The organism is uncultured Caldilinea sp., from assembly GCF_937128415.1.
Classification (GTDB): domain Bacteria; phylum Chloroflexota; class Anaerolineae; order Caldilineales; family Caldilineaceae; genus Caldilinea.
Genome location: NZ_CAKZMJ010000024.1, coordinates 7501 through 27500, shown reverse-complemented (window position 1 = coordinate 27500; position 20000 = coordinate 7501). Strand labels below are relative to the sequence as shown.

Sequence of the window (20000 nt, the reverse complement as noted above, 5' to 3'; positions counted from 1 at the left end):
GCGCGTCCGGGTTATCAGCCTCCCTTTGAGCTGATCGACTACACCGCCACCGTCGAGCATCGCGCCGGTCGCGGCATGTTTGCGGAGGCGACGGTCAAGGTGCGCGTGGGCGACCGCATTTTCCATGAAGTCGCCGAGGGCAACGGCCCGGTCAACGCGCTCAACCGGGCGCTGCGCAAAGCCATCCTGCCCTTCTATCCGCGACTGAGCAACATGCACCTCACCGACTACAAAGTGCGCATCCTCGACAGCGAAAGCGGCACCGCAGCCATGACGCGCGTGCTTATCGACTTCACCGACGGCGAGCGTCAATGGACCACGGTGGGCGCCTCCACGAACATCATCGAGGCGAGCTGGATTGCGCTTTCCGATTCAGTGGAGTATTTTATTCTTACGGACGCTGAACGCCATCAAGTGGAGATCACATTGCCGGAGATGGTGGCCGGAGACGACTAAACCGGGAGCCCAATTGCGCCTCGAGCGTTGTCTGTTGCGCAGAACGCACTGCGCAACAGACAACGACTTTCTTCCAGCCCTCTGTCTCGGCGCCTGGCCGTCAGGACCATCCGTCGCCATTGTCATCACTCATGTCGCCGGAAACAAGGGGTTACACCATATTGATCGTCGAAGACGAAGATACGCTGCGACAGGCGTGCTCAGACGTGCTGGACGCTTTTGGGTACCGCGTTTTGCTGGCGGCGAACGGGGAGGAAGCGGTGCAGGTGGTCAGGGCGCAGGGAGAACAGATTGACTGCGTCCTCCTCGATCTCACGATGCCCGGCATGAACGGAGCAGCCGCCTATGCGCAGATGCGAAAAATTAAGCCAGACCTGCGCGTGCTCGTCACCAGCGGCCATGACGTCGAAGACGCACTGCGACATTTTCCGAAAGGCAGCGCGTTCGAGTACATCCAGAAGCCCTACAGCATCTATGAACTTCATAGACGGCTTCAGGAGCTGCTGACCTCGCCTGCGTCGAGCAACGAAGCGTAATCCCGCCTTTGCTCATCCTCGTAGGGTGAATCGCATTCCATAATAGCGTTGCATGAAGATGCGCAACGCCTTATAGACGGGATCGTCCGACGCCATCGCCGAGAGCGTGGCGGCGTCAAGCCACAGGGCGCCTGCAGGCGGCGTAGAGTGCGGCGCATTGGCCAGATACACCACAGTTTCATCACCCGCCGCAGAGGGGAGGGCGTCCGGCGGAGTGGAGGATGGCGCTAACACGACGGCATAGCGCCGCCCTTTCCAGCAGAACGCCAGCCGATTCGGCGCGCGCTCAACGTCGGCAAGCCCCCATTCTCGCTCCAGCGTCACGCGCGCAAAGTCCTTGAGCACCTGTTGCAGAGCCGCATCGACGCGGCGCGGGGACATCTTGCGACGCACGGCCTCCATTGGTTGAATCACGCGAGCAGGATTGCCTTCGACAACGGAGCCGGCCGGAATCGACTGCGTGACCACCGCGCGCGAGTTGACAAAGGTCTCGTCGCCGATCTCAACGCCTGGGTGCAAAAAGACGCCCGCCGCGCACCAGACATAGTCGCCGATGGTGACGCCGGCCAGCTTAACCCAATACCCCTGCGTGAACGGCAGAAAAGAGCCGTGGGTGAAGACCATCGTGCGCGGCCCCAACGCCGAATAATAGCCCATCCGCACCGGCTCGTCGCAGTTGATCAGACACTGTGGGCCGATGTAGCACTGGTCGCCGATTTCGAGGTCAGAGGCGCCATAGATGAGGCAAAAGTTGGAAATCTCGCTCTGACGCCCGAGCCGCAATTTTCCGTCCAACCGGATCAGGGTGAATGCGCGCACCGCCGCATAGTCGCCTAGCTCGATCTCGCGCGCCATCACGCTGGCGAACCAACCGATGGAAACCCGCTTGCCGATGCGCGCGCGGCAGAACCGTCGCAGCAGCCACGGCTTCAAAGCCGGCGGTAGAAAAAAGATCAGCCCGAAGAGGAGCGTGCGCATCGTCATGGCGACATTGTATGTCGGTTGCGCAACATTTCCCAAAGCGACCTGCGCATTGGGGCGCCGTTCATTCCCGCCGCCTGGCCGCTCAATTTCCCATTTTCGCCTTTGCGTGATACGCTGCAAGACTTATGCTGATGCGTATTTTGCGCCGACTGCAGCCTTTTTTTGTGGCGCTGGCTTTGATCTTCATCGGCCTGCTCCTGCATGCGCAATGGGAGGAATTGCAGGGCTATGCGTGGCGCATCGACCCGCACTGGCTGGCGCTCTCTGCAGGGTTTATGATCGCAGCGTGGGCGGTCGAAGTTCTTTTATGGCTGCGCATGCTGGATGCGGTTGGAGGGCGCCTGCCGTATTGGGCGGCGCTGCGCATCTGGTTTCTCAGCGCCATCGTGCGCTACATCCCCGGCAACATCTGGCAGCCCATGTCGCTCACCTATCTTGCGGCGCGGCGCGGGGTGCAGATCGAGGCGACGTTGACCAGCATTCTGCTCTATCAAGTCATCACGATCTTCGCCGTGGGGCCGATCGCCGCCGCATATTTCCCGCTGACGGGGAACTGGGGGACGCTGACCGACGTATTCTACGAAGCGACGCCTGTGCTGGTCGCGCTGGGGTTGGCGCCGGCCATCGTTTTTCTGGTCCGGCCGCGCTGGCTGCTGGAAGGGATCAACTGGGGGCTGCATCGCATCGGGCGACCGCGCCTTCCCATCCACCTGTCGCGGGCGGCGCTGTTTTTCTTGTTTGCGCTCGGCGCGTTCGACTGGTTGCTCTGGGGAGCGGCGTTCTATGCGCTCGCCTTCGGCATCGGCGCGGCTGCATCGGGAGGAAACGAGTTTGCCATGCTGCATCTGCTCCCACTCTATCCGGTGGCGTATGCGATCGGCTTCCTGAGCTTTCTGACGCCGAGCGGGCTGGGCGTACGCGAAGGTGCGCTTTACGTGCTGTTGACGCCTCTCCTGGGCGGAGGCGGCGCCACGGTGCTGGCGCTGGCGATGCGCATCTGGACGACGTTCGGGGAAGTGGTTGCAGCAGGCGTCAGCGCACTTTTTCCCGATCGCGCCTCGGATGGGGCAGACAGGCGCCTTCCCATGGAAGAACCATCGCCCGTCCGATCGGAGTCGCCGAGGGAGAACAATGCGCTGCACCGGAAAACAACGTAGGAGATGACGGCTGCATTCATGGCCGGGGCCCATACGAAGACAACTGCGATAGTCTCGCTTTCATCTCATCGTGCGCGGCTGCTCGCCGCGATCCTGATCGCTTTCGGCCTGACCACGTTTCGTCTGGACTTTCAGAGCCTCTGGTACGACGAGGGAGTGACGGCCTTTCTTGCCCGGCAAGGCCCCCTTGCGTTGACGCAATGGACCGCCGGCGACATCCAACCGCCGCTCTACTATTACATCGCAGCGGGATGGGGGGCGCTGGCGGGCTGGAGCGAGTGGTCTTTGCGCTTTCCTTCCGCATGGTGGGTCACGCTGACCACAGCGCTGATGGCGGCGCTGACCCTGCGCCTGAGCGCCTCCAGATCGGCGGCGGCGCTGGCTGCGCTGCTGACCGCGCTGCATCCGCTGCTCATCTACTACGGCCAGGAAGCGCGCATGTACGCGCAGCTCACGGCGTTGGGCGTTCTGGCGGGCTATTTGCTTGTGCGCCTGGCCACTGCGTCAGCGTCTTCCTTATACGGATGGATTGCATTTGTCCTGGTCGGGGCCGCCGCCGTTTACACACATTATTTTGCCGTCTTTCTCCTCGTCGGCCTGGCGCTCGCCTTCACCGTCGATGTGCTTGTGCGCGAGACGCGGCGTCCGGCGGTGAAGAAGCTGCGGGCGCTTGCGCTCGCCGGCGCGGCGATTTTGCTGCTGTACGCGCCCTGGCTGGGCGCACTCTTCGGTCAACTGCGCAACGATCGCAGCTACTGGGAAGGAGCGCTCAAGCTGCAGGAGGCGATCGCAAAAGTCGCCGTCGCTTTCACCAGCGGGGAAACGGTCTTTGAACAGACTGCGCTCTGGCTGCTTGGCGGCTATGCGGCGTTGACGGCCATCGCCGTCGGTCGGCTCTGGCGCAGAGTCGACCAGGGGCGTCGGCTGCTCCTCTACGCCGGCTGCTGGCTGTTGACGCCGGTGATCGCCGTGTTGACGTTGGCGATGACCATTCCCAAGTTCAACGCGCGCTACGTCATGGAGGCGCTGCCCGGGCTGCTCCTAATTTGGGCGGGCGGCTTCAGCCTGTCGGGAAACACCCCCGCCTGGACGCCATGGTCAACCTTGCGTCGAGCGTCGACGCTTCTGCTGCTTCTCGGCTTTGTTTACGGCGCCGCCGGTTGGTTTTTCAATCCGGCCTTCAGCAAAGATCAATGGCGCCAGCTCGCCGAATTCTTGCGTCCTCGCCTGGCGGAAGATGAAACCGTCCTTCTGGTGAGCGGCCACGCCTGGCCGGTGTGGGAGTACTATGCGCCCGATCTGCCTGTGGTGCGGCTGCCGGCCCTCGACATCCTTGACGTAGACGCCGTGCTCGACTTTCCCACCACCGGCGCAGCGCTCCGCCGCGCCTTCGCCGAGGGGAGCGGCCTGCGCGGCGCGTGGCTGGTGACATGGCAGGCGGAGGTCGTCGATCCCAACGACGTCGTGCCGGTGCAGCTCGAACTGAGCGGCCGGGAAAAAGGACAGTCTGCGACGTTTCATGGCCTGGGCCTGCGCCGCTTCACCGGCTTCCGAGAGCATCGTTTCGTCGTGGAGCCGCCCATCGATGTCGCCGTCGATCTCGTTTTCGGCAATCAGGTGCTCCTGCGCGGCTACAAGGCGATGGACAACGGCGATCTGCTGCTTTTCTGGGAAAGGCTGCTCCCCGCAGGAGAGCCGGCGCCAGACCTGCACATGACGCTCGCCACGACGACCGCCGCAGGCGTTCCCGTGGCGACGACGCCGGAGCGCCGCCTCGCCGGCTACACCTACCCCTTTGCGCGTTGGCGCTCCGGCGAGATCGTTATGTCGCACGTGCCGGCGCGCACCTGGCTGGGCGCAGCCGAACCGACGCCCGGCGCCTATCGATTCACGCTGCGCGTTTTCGACATGAACGATCCGACTGCTTCGCCTCTGCCGCTTGCCGACGGACGCACTGAGGTCGAACTGGGGCCGGTCGAGGTCACCATCGAATAAAGCAGTCGACGCCGCCGACGCCTCTCCCCGGAAATTATGCCGGTGAAATCGATCGGTTTGCAGCGGGGTGGGCTTGGCGGCGAGCCGAGACGTGCGGTAAACTGGCGAAAAAGATAAAAAGGAGTCACAGTGTTCTGGAAGGTCGCCAAATTTGCATTTCTTGCCCTGACCCTGGGCATCACCTTCGTTGCTTTGAGCGCCTGTGGTCAACTCGAATTGCGTGCAGGGCCTTTGCTGACGAACGTTGCATTCTCCAAGAGCGAGATTTCTCCCAACGCCGACGGACAGGACGACGCCACGGAGATCGTATACACGCTGCGGCGAACCGCAGACGTCAGCATCTATTTTGAGAATGAAGAGGGCGAACGCTTCTACTTCCGCGAAAGTCGGCGGCGCTCCCCTGGAAACTACAGCGTGCTGTGGGGCGGCGTCGTTGACATCCCGGAGACGGTGGACTTCGGCTACGGGCCGGTGGAGATTCTCAGCCGCGTGCTGCCGGACGGCGTGTACCGTTGGGTGGTCGAGGCGAAAGAGGAAAACGGCAACGTCGAGGCGGTCTCCGGTCAAATCACGCTGCGCGACAGCGACACCGAGCTGCCGGAGCTGCAAAATTTCACCGTCGTGCCCGATGTCTTCCGCCCCAATCAAGACGGCCTGCTCGACGACCGCGTCTCCATCGGCTACTATCTCACCAAGGACGTGGCCTCGATCGTGCTCTTCCTGCGCGATCCGGAGAGGCCCGACCTGCGCTACTTCATCGCCGAATCGCCCGGCCTGGTCAAACCGACGGAGCGAGGCTATCACTCGTACAGCTACGACGGCGGCGTCGATCTCAACGCCGAGCCGCCGCCGGATGGCCTCTACGAGCTGGTCGGCGAGGCGCGCGACGCCGCCGGCAATGCAGTGCGCGTCGTGCGCACGTTGACCATCGAAGAGGGCGGCAAGCCGCGTGCAGACGTCGTCGGCGGCGAGATCGACTGGCAGGGCGAGAGCAACCGCGTCGTATTGCTCACCCTGGGCGATAAGCTTTGCTTCAAAGCCTACGTGGAGAACGAAAGCACCGTGCCTATCCGCACCAGCGGCCCCTGGCCAGGGCAGGAGTACCGCTTCGGCGAAAATTACAACACGCTGGCGATCGCGCACGATGAGCCAAGCTGGCTGCAACAGGACGGCGCCTGGCGCTTCGGGATCAACTTCGACACCACGGGCGTGGATTTTCCCTACCGCTGGGCGATCGGGCGCCAGGAAGACCTCGAAATGCGCCTGATCGACGGCGTCGAGCAGTGGTATCTGCCGCCCGGCAAGCGCGGCGAGGTGAGCGGCTGCATCGTGCTCGATGAGAGGCTGCCCGTCGGCACCCGTTTCTGGTGGGGTGGATTGATCCATCAGGGCGTCGCCGTCGTCAACAACAACATCGACCGCATTACTGTGCAATTGGGTGTGCCGTGAAGCGCCGGGTTCAGCTGGCCGCGATCGTCGTTTCCTACAACGTGCGCGACCTCCTGCGTCGGAGCCTGTGCAGCCTGACGCAGGCCGCCGTTTACGGCGTCGATTCGTTCGATCTTCAAGTCATCGTCGTTGACAACGCCAGCTGCGACGGCAGCGCCGAGATGACGGCGAGTGAGTTTCCGCAGGTGCGCCTGCTCGCCAGCCGGGAAAATCTCGGCTTCACGCGCGCCAACAACCTCGCCTTGCGCGAACTCGGCTTTTCCACAGCGGTTGCGCTGCCAACGGCGCATCCCATCCAACGGCGAGCGCCCGCCGCCCATCCCGTCAACGCCCCAGAGCGCGACGTCGCGCCAGCGAACGCCCGCCCCGACTATGTGCTGCTGCTCAACCCAGACGCCGAGGTGATCGACGATGCGCTGCCCAGGCTGGTGAACTTTCTGGAGCAGACGCCGCACGCCGCGGCGTGCGGCGCGGAGCTGCGCTACGGCGACGGTTCGTTTCAACACAGCGCCTTCCGGTTCCCCGGCGTCCTCCAGGTGCTGTTCGACCTCTTTCCGCCGCTCGGCGTCCCCGGCGGTCATCGTTTGCTCAACAGCCGCCTGAACGGACGCTATCCGGCCGCCTGGTGGAGTCGTGGGGAACCCTTTCCCGTCGATTTCGTGCTGGGCGCCGCCATGATGGTGCGCGGCGCGGCCATCGATGCGGTCGGCGGCCTGGATGAAGGGTATTGGATGTACTGCGAAGAGATGGACTGGTGTCGGCGTTTCTGGCGCAGCGGCTGGAGCGTTTACGCGTTGCCCGGCGCACGGGTGATCCACCATGAAGCGCAGAGCAGTCGCCAGCGACGTTGGGACGCTCAGGTTCAGCTGTGGCGCAGCCGCTTTCGTTTCTATGCAAAATATCGCGAGGACTTCCCACCCGGCGCGCTGACGGCGATCCGTCTGCTGGTGCGCGCCCGCATGGCCGGAGAGGCGAGGCGCCTTGAAGCTCGCTTCGCGGCCGGAGAGCTGGACGGCGTGGAGCTGGCGAAGGCGCTGGCTGCGCTGGAGGCAATTTCCCGCAGCGCTGCGTCGCCCATGCAAGGCTCTTCAAGGAGCGACGATATCTGATGGAAAGTGACGGTGGGTGCGGCTTCCAGCTGCAGGTCCTCACCCTAGCCCCTCTCCCAGTGCTGGGAGAGGGTGAGAAGGGAACGCGTACCTTTGTCCTGCATTGAGCATGCGAGCATGAGCCGAGATGACGCAGTTGGCTGCAGTGATCCTGACCTACAATGAAGCCCACAACATCGAAGCGTGCATCGCCTCGCTGCGCGAATGCGCAGACGTCGTAGTGGTCTGGGATTCAGGCAGCACAGACGACACGCCAGCGCGCGCGCTCGCCGCCGGCGCGCTGGTGGTGCAGCGCCCCTTTGACAACTACGCGGCGCAACGACAGGCCGCGCTTGACGCCATCGACGCCGAGTGGATCTTCTTCGTGGACGCAGATGAGCGAGTCACGCCGGCGCTCGCCGCCGAGATTGCGCAAGCTCTTGAGGAGTCTGCGCACTCCTCCGAAGCGCCTGTCGGCTACTGGGTTCCTCGTCGCAACCTGATCGTCGGCCATGAGATGCGCGGGGGCGGCTTTTTCCCCGACTACCAGCTGCGGCTCTTGCGCCGCGGGGCGGCGCGCTACGCGCCGGATCGCCAGGTGCACGAGATCGTCGAGTTGGCCGGACGCGACGCTCATCTGCGTCACCCGCTGATTCACTTCAACTATCTTTCCTGGGAGCAGTTTCACCGCAAGCAGCGATCTTACGCCGCCTATGAGGCGCGCATTCTGGCGATGCGAGGAATTCGTCCTCGCCCTCACAACTTTGTTCTACAGCCGCTGCGCGAGTTCTGGCGACGCTTCGTCACGTTGTCGGGATGGCGTGACGGCTGGCAAGGGGTGCGCATCGCCTTCTGGTTGGCATGGTACTATGGGTGGATGCCTTATGTCATCTTACTGCGGCATCCGCAGCCGGAACCCACCGACTAGACAACCGCCGGCAGGGTGAAGTAGAAGCGGCTTCCCCCTTCGGGAAGGCTTTCGGCGCCCACCTCGCCGTTCAGCTTTTCAATGATGCGTTTTACAATGGATAGCCCCAGCCCATAGCCTTTGCGCCGTTCGCTCGTCTGCATGCGCAACATGGGCTTGAAAAGGAACGTGGAATCCTCCGGAACGCCCGGCCCATTGTCGGCCACCCAGAAACGCACCTTGTTCGGTTCAGGGAAGTCATAGCCTAATCTCAGCACCGGAGGGTCGCCGCCGTATTTCAACGCATTGACGACGTAGTTGTACCAAACCTCTTCCAGCCAGGGGCCATATCCCAGCGCAGCAGGCCACTGATCGGGCAGATGAATGACGGCGCCGCGCGCCGTGCTCATAAACTCGATGCGGCTCAACGCCTCTTGCACGATCATGCCCATGTCCACCGGCTCGATCTCGACATTGGTCGCACCGCGCACGCCGGCCAGCAGGAGCAGCGAATCGATGATGTGGTTCATGCGCATGCTGTTGTCGACGATCTGTTTCAGATAGAGATCGGCTTCTTCGGGGTGCAGAAACTCAAAATTTTCGCGCAGCATGTCTGCGTAGCCGGCGATCACCGACAACGGCGTCTTGAGGTCATGCGCCACAGTGTGCGCAAAGGCGTCCAGCTCTTCGTTGCGCAGACGCAGCTCCTCCGCCTGACGATTGAGATGCTGGAAATAACGGGCGTTTTCGATGGCGATCGCCGCCGACGCCGCCAGCGTTTCGCTCAACGTCTGGTCGATGTCCGTAAACACGCCGTTGCGTTTGTTGACCAGCTCCAGGACGCCCACCACGCGCTCCGGCGCGCGCATCGGCGCAGCCAACAACGTGCGCGTCTGAAACTTGAGCTTGTCGTCGCTGGCCGCCGAAAACCGCCAGTCGCGCATCACATCATTGACGATGACCGTCTCTCGATGGGCGAACGCCCAGCCGGCGATCCCCTCTCCAGGCGCCAACGGGACGTGCCGCGGCTTGATGTATTCGCCATTGGCGAAGATGGCGACGCATTCCAGCAATTCCTCCCCGCCCTTTCCCTGCGTCAGCAGCCAGACGGAGCTGCCCTCGGCGTCGGTGAATTCACAGATGCTTTTCACCAGCTGCAACGCAATCTGTTCTTCGTCCAGAGTTGAGGTGAAAATCTGCGTCGCCCGATTGAGCAGGGCCAGTTTGCGGTTCTGACCATACAGATCCTCGACGATAGCTTCGCGTTCGGTGAAGCGGCGATGCTGGCTCAACACGCGCTCGATGATGGCGGGAAGCAGCTGAATATGGCTGGCGTCTTCGCTTTTGATGACGAAATCGGCGACGCCCAGGCGCATCGCGTCGATCACCACGGCGGCGTCGTCCTCCGCAGCCACCATAATGGCCGGTGGACGCAGCTCATTGGCGGCCAACCGGCGCAAGATTTGCAGCCCGTTTAATTCCGGCGACGTGTAATCCAGGACGACCAGGTCATACGGGCGCTGCTCCAAAAGAGCCATTCCATCTAACCCATTCAGGGCGAGGTCGACGACAAAGCCCTCCTGCTCCATGCGCTGTTTGAACAGGTGCGCCAGCGTCGCATCGCCCTCAATACAGAGCAGACGAGGGCGGCTTTCCTGGGTCGATTCATGCGTGAGCGTCTTCAACGAAGGTGGTATCGCCATGACGTTTAACCCTGATTAAGTTCTGCGTTGCTTGCTCGAATGTGTCATCATGGCTGATGACGAAAAGCTGGTTGAAGCCGCGGACGGTCATGATCTGCTGGGCGAGCGCCTCGCGGCGTGCGCTGTCGAGGTTAGCGGTCGGCTCGTCGAAAAAGGCGATGTTGAGATTGCTCATTTCACGCACCAACGCCAATCGAACCGCAAGGGCGGCGCTCATCTGCTCGCCGCCGGAGAGCTGTCGGAAGTTGCGTTCCATGCCGTTGGTCATCAGCCTGACGCCGTAGTCCGTTCCCCACGTCAGCACACGGCTGTGGTCTTCCATCAGCTCGCCAAAAATGGTCGCCGCTGCTTCGCTGACCTGACGCACGATCGCTTCCGTGACAAATGGCCCCGCCTGTTTGATCGCCGCACGGATGTTCTCCAGCGCTTCTTTTTCCCGAAGCAGGCGATTGCGCCTGGTTTCAAGCGCCCCGTGCTCTGCTTGCGCCTGTCGCAGCACCGTCAGCCGCGCCTCGTCGTTCGCCTGCGCCGTTCGCAACAGGTCGATCGTGGCGATCAATTTCCCCAGTTCTTCGCGGAGTCCACGATCTGCCAATACTAACTGCTCATAGCGAGATTGGTCAAACGCCGCGCAGGCTTCTTGCAAAGCTTTGCGACAGGCGATCAGCTCGGCCTCCGCCTTGGCCAGCGCCGTCTCGGTCTCTTGCAGCTCCTGGATGCGCTGCGCCAGCCGTTCTGCAGCCTGACGATGAAGCAGGACCGCCTCGTAGGCCGCCTGGTGCTGGCTGAGCGCTTCTGCATTGGCGCGCAGCGCCGCGTCCAGATCGCCGACCTCGGCAAGCGCAGCCTCGAGCGCATTCGCCTCCGCCTGGGCGTCCAGCCGCTGGCGTTGCGCAGTTGCAAGCTGCTCTTCCAACGTCGGTCGCTGCGCCGCACGCGCTGCGGCGACGGCGCTGCGGCCTCGCGGGTCGCCCAATGCAGCCAGCGCCTCGCGCAACGGTCCAAGGCCGGCAACTTCTTTCGCCATCTGCTCACGTGCGACGGTCAGCTCGCTCAGATCGCGTGCAGCGGCGGTCAAATCCTCCTCGATGCTCTCCAGCTCAGCCGCGCGCGGGAGCTTGGCCCATGCCTGTTGAAGGCGAGTGCGCTCCCTTTCCAGCGCCGCAACCTCGCGCTCCTGTTCGGCGAGGCGTTCCTGCAATCTGGCAATCTCGCCCTCCAGTCCATCGATCTGCACTCCGTTGCGCGTCAACAGATCGCGACGGCGCTCCGGAGTGAGCGGCTGTTCGCAAACGGGACACAGAGCTGCCTCGACATTTTCCAGCGCCGCACTCTGCTGGCGAAGGTTGGCGACCTCTGCACTCCACACAGCCAGCTGTGCGCGCATCTGCTCGAGCGCAGCGGACTTCTCCGTCAACTGCTGGGCAATCGTCTGCCCTTCCGCCTCTAGAGCGCAGGCGCGGGCAAGGCCGGCGGCGATGGCGTCTCGACGTTCCAGCAGCCTGGCGCGCTTTGCCTGCGCTTCCTCGAGCCTGCGTTCCAGCTCCGCCGCCTGCAGTTGAATGCGCTCCAACGCCGCTATCTGCCTGTCCAACGCCTCTTGTTGTTGCACGGCGTCGGACAACTCGAGCACAATCGCTTCAGCCTGGGCGACTTCCGCCAGCTCGCGCTCCAATTGTTGACAGCGCGCATCCGCCAGCGCAAGCCGTCTGTCGAGCTGCGCCTTCTTTTCCAGAAGCGCCTGCCGTTCATTCACCTTGCGTTGCAGCGCTGCGCGCTCTTGTTGCGCGGCGAGGTGCGCCTCATACCCCGCCTGATGGGCGGCGACGACGGCTGCAGCCTGCTCCGACTCTTTGCAGGCTTGCTCGGCGCGGGCGCGCTGCGCAACCAGATTGCGCACAGCCTCTTCCTGGCGGTTCACATCTGCGCTGCGGGCGTCGATGACCGCTTTTTGCGCCTCCAACAAGCTGCGCTGCTCCTGAAGCTTTTGGAGCCGCTCTTCGAGCGACAGGCGCGTCTTCTCCGCCTCCGCAATTTCATGGCTGCGCTGCGCCGTCTTCTGTTCCAGTGCGGGGAGCTCCTCGAGGCGGGTGGCGAGGATGGCCAACTCGCGCTCCGTTTCGGCCAGTCGCTCCTCCAGGCGTCGCACCGGCTCGCGCAGACGCTCAAAGGCTGTGCTGTAATCGTCCACCTGCAGCAGCGCATCGAAGATCGGTTTGCGCTTGGCGGGAGTTTCCAGAAAGGCCGCCGTCAGCGTCCCTTGCGCCACGCCCAACGCATCGTTGAAGAGCCGCGTCAGGTCCACAGAAGGATCGGCGAGCGTATGACGGCGCACAAATGCAAGCACATCGGCCTTGCCGTCGCAGATCTTCAGCTTCAATTCCTCATCGTAGACAAAGTACGCGTTGCCCCCGCCAAAACGCCGTTCGACCCGGTAGAGTCGTTCATCGTAATCGCTGCGGAAGAGGACTGCAATGGAGCCTGTGGTGGCGCCCTCGCGCACAAATTCCTTCACAGTATAGGGGAGTGCGTCGAAGAGGGCGTAGCCGATCGCCTCGATGATCGTGCTTTTGCCGGCGCCGTTATGGCCGACAATGGCGTTGACGCCTTCGGTGAAAGTGATGCGGGCGCGCTCGTAGCTCTTTACGTTTTCCAATTCCAATGCGACGATCAACATGCAGGCAATCTTCCCACAAACGACGCGTTTTGACAATGCGCCTGTGGACCCTCTCAGGTGATTTCTTGTTCTGCGCCATCGAGCTGGCGCAGAAGCCCGCTAAGCTCTTCCAGAATTGCATCCGCCGACGCGTTGCTCAAGGAGAGCTGTTTGAGCGCCAGTGCAGCCTGCGCCCATCGATCTGCGTTGGCCGCGTAGCGCACATCGCGGCGAAACAGGCCGGCAAGCACCTGCCTTTCCAGTTCGCCGCGCGGCAGGGGTTGCCCCGCATCGAGCGGCTGCTCGGCGCTCTGCACGAGACTCTTCACCTGCAAGGCAAGCGGTCGAAACGCTTTCCGCACCAGCGCCTCAATGGCGGTCACATCCAGCGCGCGACGGTCGAACGGCAGCACGCCGGTCAGATACAGCTCAATCACGGGCGGGCCAATCTCGTCTCGCTTTTCGGCGAGTTCGGACGTCAGCTCCAGCGCTTTGCGTTCGACGAACGCTTCCAATTGGCCCATCAGGTCTTCCGGGGAGCGGGCGTGGTCGGTTTTGTAGCTGTAGCGACGAAAGGCGCGACGCGGAGGGTTGCCGAGCTTCACCTCATGGGGCGGGCCGCCGGCGTTGCGCCGCACCGTGTCCACTTCGACCCACCAGTAGCCGCGTGGATTCCACATTGCCTCCGCGCTCGAACAAGCTTCAGGGCTGCCCGGATTGTATATCCAGTCCTCTAATTGAAACGGCTTATGGAAGTGGCCTAACGCCACATAGTCGATGTGCGGACGCAGCGGCGACCACTGACGAAAGCTGACGCCGCCGGCCTTATCGTCAAGCTGACCTTCGACGCCGGCGTGGGTGACAAAGATGCTGTACTCGACGCCTTCCTTCGGCGTCGCGGCCAGGGCCTCGGCGTAGGCCTTGAGCGCCGCGCCGGTGCCGGCGCCAAAATAGCGCATACCATAGATGCGCACGCCCGGTTTGGGCTCGTAGTAGGCTCCCTGCCGTCGTTTCGCATCCCATGGTTTCAAGATAAAGCCGTGCGGCTCCACTTCAGCGTCGAGCAGGATGATCAAATCTTGCAAGGCAAGAAATTTCATCCACCCAATGACGTCGTCGTAATAGGCGCGTTCGTGATTGCCCTCCACGGCAATGCACGGAATGCCTTTGTCGCGCAGACGGCGCAACCCTCGCATCGCCTGGTTGAGCGTGAGCGCATCGATGGATCGTTTGTGAAAGAGATCGCCGGCCAGGATGACAAAATCGACCGGCCCTTGCAGGTCTTCGTCGAACGCAATGCGCCGCCCATCGCGGCGTGGGGAATATTCGCCGATCGCCTTGTCGATGACAGCGTTGAAGGCGGCGGCGAAGTCGTTGAAACGTTCTTTCAGGCCATACTGAAGATAGCCGAGGTGAATATCAGCGCAATGAAGAAAGCGCGTTTTCATAGATGCTCCGCCTCCACTGCCCGGGGGTTGTCAGGAAGACCGCTACATCGTTTCATTTCAAGCCGTTGCGTCCTCTGTCAATCGTTTGCGCATGGTGATCAAGGTGCGGACAGGCACGAATCCGCGCAGATGCAAATAATCGATGGCGCTGCGATGCTCGGTGCTGAGGTTGATGCGAATCGGCCAGCGCGGATATTCCTGTAAACGCCAGAGCGCCCAGTCGATCAGGAGACGATCGAAAACGCCGTACTGCTCAGGCCGCGTCCAGAGATGGAGCACATGCTCCCCGCGCCACCTGCGCGCATTGAGCAGAAGCGCAGCTTCAAACCGAGACGAATTGCGAATGGCGCGGCGATACAGAACGTTGCGTCCCAACGTGCGCCAGAACCATTCGCTGAGCTGCTCCTCGAAGCGAGCTTGGAAATCACTGCGCCGAATGGAGCGCCACCACTGCGCCTGCGCGCCGAGCTGATGATTGACCAGCTCGTACAGCGGCTGCCATTCGGAGGCGGAAAACGGCTTGAGCCAGGGATGAATGGGCTGCTCGCCGACCAGCGGCGCATGCGGCGCACGCAGCTCCACCATCCCGCCTACAGGCTCAAAGCCAAAGCTTTCGTACAGATGGCGGGCAATCTGGTTCGATTCATACACCTGGAGCACAGCCCACAGGCCGCCCGCGCGCGTCGCATAATTGAGCGCCGCCTCCATCAAACGCCGCGAGATGCCGCGCCCTCGAAATGCAGGAGAGACGGCGACGTTGGCAATCTGCCAGCGCGTGGCGTATTTGTCGGCGCGCTGCACCGTGATGTTGCCGACCACGTGTCCCTGTTCGACCCAGACAAAACCGTTCAGCATGTCATTCCATTCACCGGCGCCGCGGCTGAGCGTCCCGAGCAGGCCTCCGAAATGGCTCATGGCGCGCATCTCGCGCAGCGCCGCCGTCCCGCGATCGTCCAACTCGTTCGCAAAGGAGATGGAGATCAGCTCGGCGACGGCGCGCAGATCTCGGCTGATGTCGAAGGGTCGAATCCCGGTCTCCAGTCGCTGATCGTACTGGTAACCGGGAACGGGAATGACGGCCATAAAAATTTATGAAAACTAGTTAAGCCGATCGAAGCGCTTAGACTATCGACCGACGCCTGTAGGGCAAGGCTACATGGCCACGCGCACCAGCGCCGGACGCAAGACGCGCCCCTTGAGCGTATAACCGGCGCGCAACGTTTCAAGAATGTGGCCGCTCTCCACAGTCTCGCTCGGCGCGCTGGAGATCGCTTCGTGAAGCATCGGATCGAAGGCGCCGTCGGTCGGGATGGGCGCCAGCCCCTCTTCTTCGAGCACTGCGTAGAACTTGCGCCGGATTTGACGCACGCCTTCCACCCAGGCCTCCCACGTTTCATCGCCCTCAGGGGCGTGCGCCAACGCCAGGTCGAAGTCGTCCAACACCGGCAACAGTCGCCGAATGATATGGGCGCTGGTGCGCTCCATCTCTTCGGCGAGCTGACGCTCCTGGCGTCGGCGACTGTTCTGGAATTCCGCCGCCAGACGCTGTGATTTTTCGGTGATGTCGGCGCATTGCTGCCGCGCCTCCGCCAGCTCCGCCTCCAGGCGAGCGACAGTTTCCAACAGAGCGTTCACATCGACTTCCGGCGCCGGAGCGGCCTCTTCGCTCGCTGGTTCGGAAAGGGCGCTTGCAACTTCCTCTACCAATTCAGTTGGAGCGCTCTCCGCATTTGGTCCGATTCCGGTCGATTGCATTTCCTCTGTGTGTTTCTCGGTCATAATTCTCTCTGGCACCTCCTGTCAAATTATTGTTGTTCGGAAACGCATAAGCGTCTCCTGCAGATTTTTGAGTCTATGCGGACTCTTCGCCGCTATCTTCCAGGAAACGGGAAGACAATCGTCATTGCGAAATTTTGTTCCATACCAATTCTAATTTTAATCGCCCCCGTAGATTTCTTCAAGCTTTTCACTCATAATGCACGAAACAAAGCGGACCACGCCGATCGTTCGACCGTAGCGCATGCGCACCGGCCCAATGACGCCGAGCAGGCCAGAAACTCGATCGCTGGCGCCGTAGCGTGAAAGCACGACGCTCACGTCACGCAATTCTGCATACCGCCCATCACCTGAAATGAGGACGTAAACGTTGCCGCTGTCCGGCAGATCTTCGGCGATTTGCTCGATCAGGCCAGGGTCTTCGAGGACGCGCACGATGCGTCGCGCGCTCTCGCGCTCGGCGAATTCCGGGGCGCTGAGCACCTCCGCCAGGCCATCGCGGAAAAAGAGCGCGCCATCGGTCTGCTCGATGCGTCGCATGGCTTCCAGGGCGACCTCGGCCACCTGTTGCGCAAAGGGCGTCAGCGACGCCATGCGCGCGGCGACGCCGACGCTGTCCAGGCCACCGAGCTGGTCGTTCAGCTCGTTGCTGATCCGGCTCAGTTCATGCTGCTCCATCGGCTGGTCGAGGTCCAAAATCTGTTGCTTGACCGCCCCCTCTTGCGAGACCAGCACCAGCAAGACTTTGGTGCCCTGGATGTGAACCAGTTCCATGTGTTTGAAGGTGCAGCGCGCCACACGCGGAGGCGTCGCCACCGCTGCGCTTTGGGAGGCGCGCGCCAGAACCGCCGTGCTGGTGCGCAGCCACTGGTCCAGTTCGGCCGGCGCCTGGCGAAACTGAAGCCGAATCGTCTCCTGTTCCTCCGGAGGCAGCTCCAGATTGGACAGGAGGTAGTGGACAAAAAACCGGTAGCCCAGATCTGTGGGAATGCGGCCTGCGCTCGTGTGTGGATGGGTGAGCAGCCCCATGCGCTCCAGCGCCGCCAGATCGTTGCGAATCGTGGCGGGGCTGACGCCGAGATCGTAGCGCCCCACGATGCCTGCGCTGCCCACCGGCTGGGCGGTCTGTACGAATTCTTGAATGACAATCCGCAGCACCTGCCGTTGGCGCTCGGAAAGTGAATCGATGGATAGTTGGTCTTCTGGCATGGTTTCCTATCTGCTCAATATGCGTTCCGGTTGGTGCCGAAGATCGTCTGCAACACAGTGCGCAACAAAATCATGATGTCGAGGCCGATCGACCAATTTTCGATGTACCAGAGATCGTACTTCGTGCGTTCGACGATCGACGTGTCTCCTCGCAGCCCGTTGACCTGCGCCCAGCCGGTCAGGCCGGCCTTCTCGCGATGGCGATCCATGTAGCGAGGAATGATCTGCCGGAACTGCTCGACATAGACGGGGCGCTCTGGCCGCGGGCCGACCAGGCTCATCTCGCCGATCAAGACGTTGATGAGCTGCGGCAATTCATCGATGTTGAAGCGCCGCATGAAAGCGCCCAGCTTGGTCTTGCGCGGGTCGTCGGGCGTCGTCCAGCCGGGGCCGTCGCTTTCGGCGTCCTGACGCATCGACCGGAACTTGATGATCTTGAACGGCTTGGCGTCCAACCCCATGCGCTCCTGCGTGTAGAAGACGGGGCCGGGGCTGTCCAGCTTGATCAGCAGCGCGATCAAAAGCATGAAGGGGCTGAGCAACACCAGCCCAATGGCGCTGAGCACGATATCCATCCCGCGCTTGACGGTCAATTTCCAACCTTGCAGCGCCACGTCGCGGATCGTCAACAGCGGCAGGCCGCCCAGGTCGCCGATCGTGACTTCGCTGGCCATGATCTGGAATACGTCTGGGAAGACGCGAATGCCCACCTTCTCGCGCTCGCACAGGCTGATGATGTTGACGAGGTCCTGATGGCTGCTCTCCGGCAGGCCGATGATCACCTCGTCGATGGCGTAGCGGTCGATCAGCGTCGGCACATCGGCGAGCGAACCCAGCAGCGGGGCGTCCAAACCCTGCAACGCGCGCTCCCCTTTGCCGGCGTCGACGACGCCCACGACCTGATAGCCCAGCTTGGGATGCATCTTGATCTTTTGGAGGAGCATCTGCCCCACCTCGCCGGCGCCGATCAGGAGCACGCGATCGTCGCCGATGCCGCGCGCCTGCGCCCACCACTGCAGTTGCGCATGAATGACGCGGCCGACGGTGTCATAGACCATGGTCAGCCCGGCGCCAAGCAAGACAAAGGCGCGATGGTACTGAAAATCGCGCGCAAAGAGCGTCAAAAGCGCCACGGTGAACAACATGGTCAGCAGGTTGTAGGTGACGACCTTAAAAAACTCGTCCAGATGGGTCACCGGCCGACGTCGCTGATACATGCGCTGGCTAAAGTAGATAAGGCTCATGACCCCCATGTAGACGCCGGGCAACAGCAAAAACTCTCCGAATTCGCCGATGATGAATTCGGGATTGCGCTTGAGCAACCAATAGGCGGACCAGAACCCCAGCCAGATGCTGGCGAGGTCCACCACCGCCAGCGTCGCCATGAAGAAAAACTGTGCGCGCTTCAGCACGCCGGGCCGGCTTGACCGTCGCACAACGTATTCGGTTGGCGTAGTTCGATCCGAAATGCTCTGTTGCATCTACCTGCCGTCCACATTGACTCGCTGCATCGACGACGCATCCTCGAGACGCCGATCTCTGGTGCAAAAGCGCCAGAGATGTCGCCCTACATCCAATGCCCCTTTGCCCACGATTCCGAGCAGGATCGCCTTATCCAGCGCCCAGTTGGTTTCCCGTCGATAGTGCTTCTGGTAAAAAAGCCACATCGCCTCGTAAAAGTCGATGCGCGACTTGCTGCTTTGGCTGCTGGCCGCTTCCTTCACGTGCGTGATTTCCACCTCACCATTATACCAAATCTCCCAGCCGGCATCCTTGATGCGCTTGGCCCAATCCAGGTCTTCGCCGTACATAAAAAAGCGCTCATCCAACAGCCCCGCCTGCAGGATCGCCTCGCGGCGCACCTGCATGTAGGCGCCGACGACCGAATCGACGGGGTGCACGCTGTCTTCTGGCAGGTATTCCAGATTGTAGGCGTTGAAGCGCCGACTCTTCGGGAAGAGTCGGCTCAGGCCTGTCATCCGATAGAAGCTGACCTGTGGGGTGGGAAAACTGCGGCGACAGGCGCGATCCAGGCTGCCATCCGGGCGACGCACGCGCGGCCCGGCGACGCCGATCGTAGGGTGATCGTCCATGAATCGCACCATTTTCGCCAATGTCGTCGGGGACAAGATCGTGTCTGGATTCAGAAGAAGCACGTAGCGCGGCAGGGCTTGCGGGGGCGACGGATTTTGTGGATCGAAGCCCAGCGCGCGCAAGGCAACGTTGTTGCCGGCGCTGTAGCCGATATTGGCAGGATTGACCATCAACCGGACGTCGGGAAACTCGCTGCGCACCATGGCGACGCTCTCGTCGCTGCTGGCGTTGTCCACGACGATCACCTCCACACGGAGTTCATGCTGACTGGTCTGGATTGAGCGCAGGCAATCGCGCAGCAAGGTCGCCGTGTTGTAATTCAAAATCACAATCGCCAGGTCCGCCGACGATTGAATCGAGCGATCCGACGCAGCAGGCATGGACGATTTCGCCCCAAATTCCTCTGATTGCACCACCGTTTGCAAACGCGTCATCTCCATTGTAGCACGGCTCATTTCAGGCCGAAATTGAGTCAGATCGATTGGCCGCCTTTGGCGCGACGCATCGCAGCCTCAATGGTGCGTTCAATCGTCGTCGGCTCC

The 20000-nt window shown here is 62.1% G+C and carries 17 protein-coding genes (2 of these 17 only partly in view); 7 read left to right on the top strand and 10 right to left on the bottom strand.

Translation table 11 applies throughout. The features are described 5' to 3' along the window. Together cimA and Q0367_RS02955 are read left to right on the top strand one after the other, a co-directional pair. A protein-coding gene (gene cimA / locus Q0367_RS02960) for a citramalate synthase (protein WP_297634916.1) crosses the window boundary here: on the top strand, nucleotides 1-456 show its end. It extends 1209 nt beyond the left edge of the window; 456 of the gene's 1665 nt are visible here — the last part of the coding sequence; its start codon lies off the left edge, out of view; its stop codon occupies nucleotides 454-456. A 161-nt stretch (nucleotides 457-617) separates the two neighbouring features. Continuing rightward, nucleotides 618-992 carry a response regulator gene (locus tag Q0367_RS02955; protein WP_298980870.1) on the top strand — a complete coding sequence of 125 codons (375 nt, stop codon included), beginning with the start codon at nucleotides 618-620 and terminating at the stop codon, nucleotides 990-992. 12 nt (nucleotides 993-1004) lie between these two features. On the opposite strand, the gene Q0367_RS02950 is transcribed toward Q0367_RS02955, so the two are convergent. Further along, nucleotides 1005-1976: an acyltransferase gene (locus Q0367_RS02950; RefSeq protein ID WP_298980868.1), complete on the bottom strand. Its 972-nt coding sequence runs from the start codon at nucleotides 1974-1976 to the stop codon at nucleotides 1005-1007. A 125-nt stretch (nucleotides 1977-2101) separates the two neighbouring features. On the opposite strand from Q0367_RS02950, the gene Q0367_RS02945 reads away from it, so the two are divergent. The 5 genes from Q0367_RS02945 (at nucleotide 2102) to Q0367_RS02925 (ending at nucleotide 8593) form a co-directional block, all read left to right on the top strand. Continuing rightward, complete coding sequence (locus tag Q0367_RS02945; protein ID WP_298980866.1) at nucleotides 2102-3133, top strand: lysylphosphatidylglycerol synthase transmembrane domain-containing protein; 1032 nt, start codon at nucleotides 2102-2104, stop codon at nucleotides 3131-3133. Nucleotides 3134-3136: 3 nt separating this feature from the next. Continuing rightward, nucleotides 3137-5128, top strand: coding sequence for a glycosyltransferase family 39 protein (locus Q0367_RS02940; protein WP_298980864.1), 1992 nt, complete (start codon nucleotides 3137-3139; stop codon nucleotides 5126-5128). Nucleotides 5129-5257: 129 nt separating this feature from the next. Beyond that, the gene (locus tag Q0367_RS02935; RefSeq protein ID WP_297634931.1) at nucleotides 5258-6577 is read left to right on the top strand and encodes a hypothetical protein; all 1320 of its coding nucleotides are present in this window, start codon (nucleotides 5258-5260) and stop codon (nucleotides 6575-6577) included. Continuing rightward, nucleotides 6574-7686 carry a glycosyltransferase family 2 protein gene (locus Q0367_RS02930; protein WP_298980861.1) on the top strand — a complete coding sequence of 371 codons (1113 nt, stop codon included), beginning with the start codon at nucleotides 6574-6576 and terminating at the stop codon, nucleotides 7684-7686. The genes Q0367_RS02935 and Q0367_RS02930 overlap by 4 nt, the downstream gene beginning before the upstream one ends. A 127-nt stretch (nucleotides 7687-7813) precedes the next feature. After that, nucleotides 7814-8593, top strand: coding sequence for a glycosyltransferase family 2 protein (locus Q0367_RS02925; protein WP_298980860.1), 780 nt, complete (start codon nucleotides 7814-7816; stop codon nucleotides 8591-8593). On the opposite strand, the gene Q0367_RS02920 is transcribed toward Q0367_RS02925, so the two are convergent. The 9 genes from Q0367_RS02920 to ftcD form a co-directional block, all read right to left on the bottom strand. Then, nucleotides 8590-10275, bottom strand: a complete 1686-nt coding sequence (locus Q0367_RS02920) for a hybrid sensor histidine kinase/response regulator (protein WP_298980859.1) — start codon at nucleotides 10273-10275, stop codon at nucleotides 8590-8592. The genes Q0367_RS02925 and Q0367_RS02920 overlap by 4 nt on opposite strands. After that, a complete protein-coding gene (locus Q0367_RS02915; protein WP_298980858.1) occupies nucleotides 10238-12952 on the bottom strand; it encodes an SMC family ATPase in 2715 nt (904 codons plus the stop codon). Before Q0367_RS02915 ends, Q0367_RS02920 begins: the two co-directional genes overlap by 38 nt. Before the next feature lie 53 nt (nucleotides 12953-13005). After that, nucleotides 13006-14379 carry an exonuclease SbcCD subunit D gene (locus Q0367_RS02910; RefSeq protein WP_298980857.1) on the bottom strand — a complete coding sequence of 458 codons (1374 nt, stop codon included), beginning with the start codon at nucleotides 14377-14379 and terminating at the stop codon, nucleotides 13006-13008. 57 nt (nucleotides 14380-14436) lie between these two features. Next, entirely contained in the window at nucleotides 14437-15462 is a 1026-nt protein-coding gene (locus tag Q0367_RS02905; RefSeq protein ID WP_297634954.1) for a GNAT family N-acetyltransferase, read from the bottom strand. A 69-nt stretch (nucleotides 15463-15531) separates the two neighbouring features. Further along, entirely contained in the window at nucleotides 15532-16014 is a 483-nt protein-coding gene (locus Q0367_RS02900) for a nucleotide exchange factor GrpE (RefSeq protein ID WP_297634957.1), read from the bottom strand. Between the two features lie 300 nt (nucleotides 16015-16314). Then, nucleotides 16315-17364, bottom strand: coding sequence for a heat-inducible transcriptional repressor HrcA (hrcA, locus tag Q0367_RS02895; protein WP_297634960.1), 1050 nt, complete (start codon nucleotides 17362-17364; stop codon nucleotides 16315-16317). A 14-nt stretch (nucleotides 17365-17378) separates the two neighbouring features. Further along, nucleotides 17379-18845, bottom strand: a complete 1467-nt coding sequence (locus Q0367_RS02890) for an undecaprenyl-phosphate glucose phosphotransferase (RefSeq protein ID WP_297634963.1) — start codon at nucleotides 18843-18845, stop codon at nucleotides 17379-17381. Beyond that, on the bottom strand, nucleotides 18846-19892 hold the full coding sequence (locus Q0367_RS02885; protein ID WP_297634967.1) for a glycosyltransferase family 2 protein: 1047 nt from the start codon (nucleotides 19890-19892) through the stop codon (nucleotides 18846-18848). A 38-nt stretch (nucleotides 19893-19930) separates the two neighbouring features. Then, nucleotides 19931-20000, bottom strand: partial view of a glutamate formimidoyltransferase gene (gene ftcD / locus Q0367_RS02880; protein ID WP_297634971.1) — the final stretch only. It continues 833 nt past the right edge of the window; the window shows 70 of its 903 coding nt (coding positions 834-903); its start codon lies off the right edge, out of view; the stop codon is at nucleotides 19931-19933.

Excerpts from the sequence above, each read along its gene's own strand:
- Q0367_RS02940 (WP_298980864.1), top strand. The coding sequence starts at position 3,137 with ATGACGGCTGCATTCATGGCCGGGGCCCATACGAAGACAACTGCGATA.
- Q0367_RS02915 (WP_298980858.1), bottom strand. The coding sequence starts at position 12,952 with ATGTTGATCGTCGCATTGGAATTGGAAAACGTAAAGAGCTACGAGCGC.
- hrcA (WP_297634960.1), bottom strand. The coding sequence starts at position 17,364 with ATGCCAGAAGACCAACTATCCATCGATTCACTTTCCGAGCGCCAACGG.
- Q0367_RS02945 (WP_298980866.1), top strand. The coding sequence starts at position 2,102 with ATGCTGATGCGTATTTTGCGCCGACTGCAGCCTTTTTTTGTGGCGCTG.
- Q0367_RS02910 (WP_298980857.1), bottom strand. The coding sequence starts at position 14,379 with ATGAAAACGCGCTTTCTTCATTGCGCTGATATTCACCTCGGCTATCTT.
- Q0367_RS02920 (WP_298980859.1), bottom strand. The coding sequence starts at position 10,275 with ATGGCGATACCACCTTCGTTGAAGACGCTCACGCATGAATCGACCCAG.
- Q0367_RS02950 (WP_298980868.1), bottom strand. The coding sequence starts at position 1,976 with ATGACGATGCGCACGCTCCTCTTCGGGCTGATCTTTTTTCTACCGCCG.
- Q0367_RS02905 (WP_297634954.1), bottom strand. The coding sequence starts at position 15,462 with ATGGCCGTCATTCCCGTTCCCGGTTACCAGTACGATCAGCGACTGGAG.
- Q0367_RS02925 (WP_298980860.1), top strand. The coding sequence starts at position 7,814 with ATGACGCAGTTGGCTGCAGTGATCCTGACCTACAATGAAGCCCACAAC.
- Q0367_RS02890 (WP_297634963.1), bottom strand. The coding sequence starts at position 18,845 with ATGCAACAGAGCATTTCGGATCGAACTACGCCAACCGAATACGTTGTG.
- Q0367_RS02885 (WP_297634967.1), bottom strand. The coding sequence starts at position 19,892 with ATGACGCGTTTGCAAACGGTGGTGCAATCAGAGGAATTTGGGGCGAAA.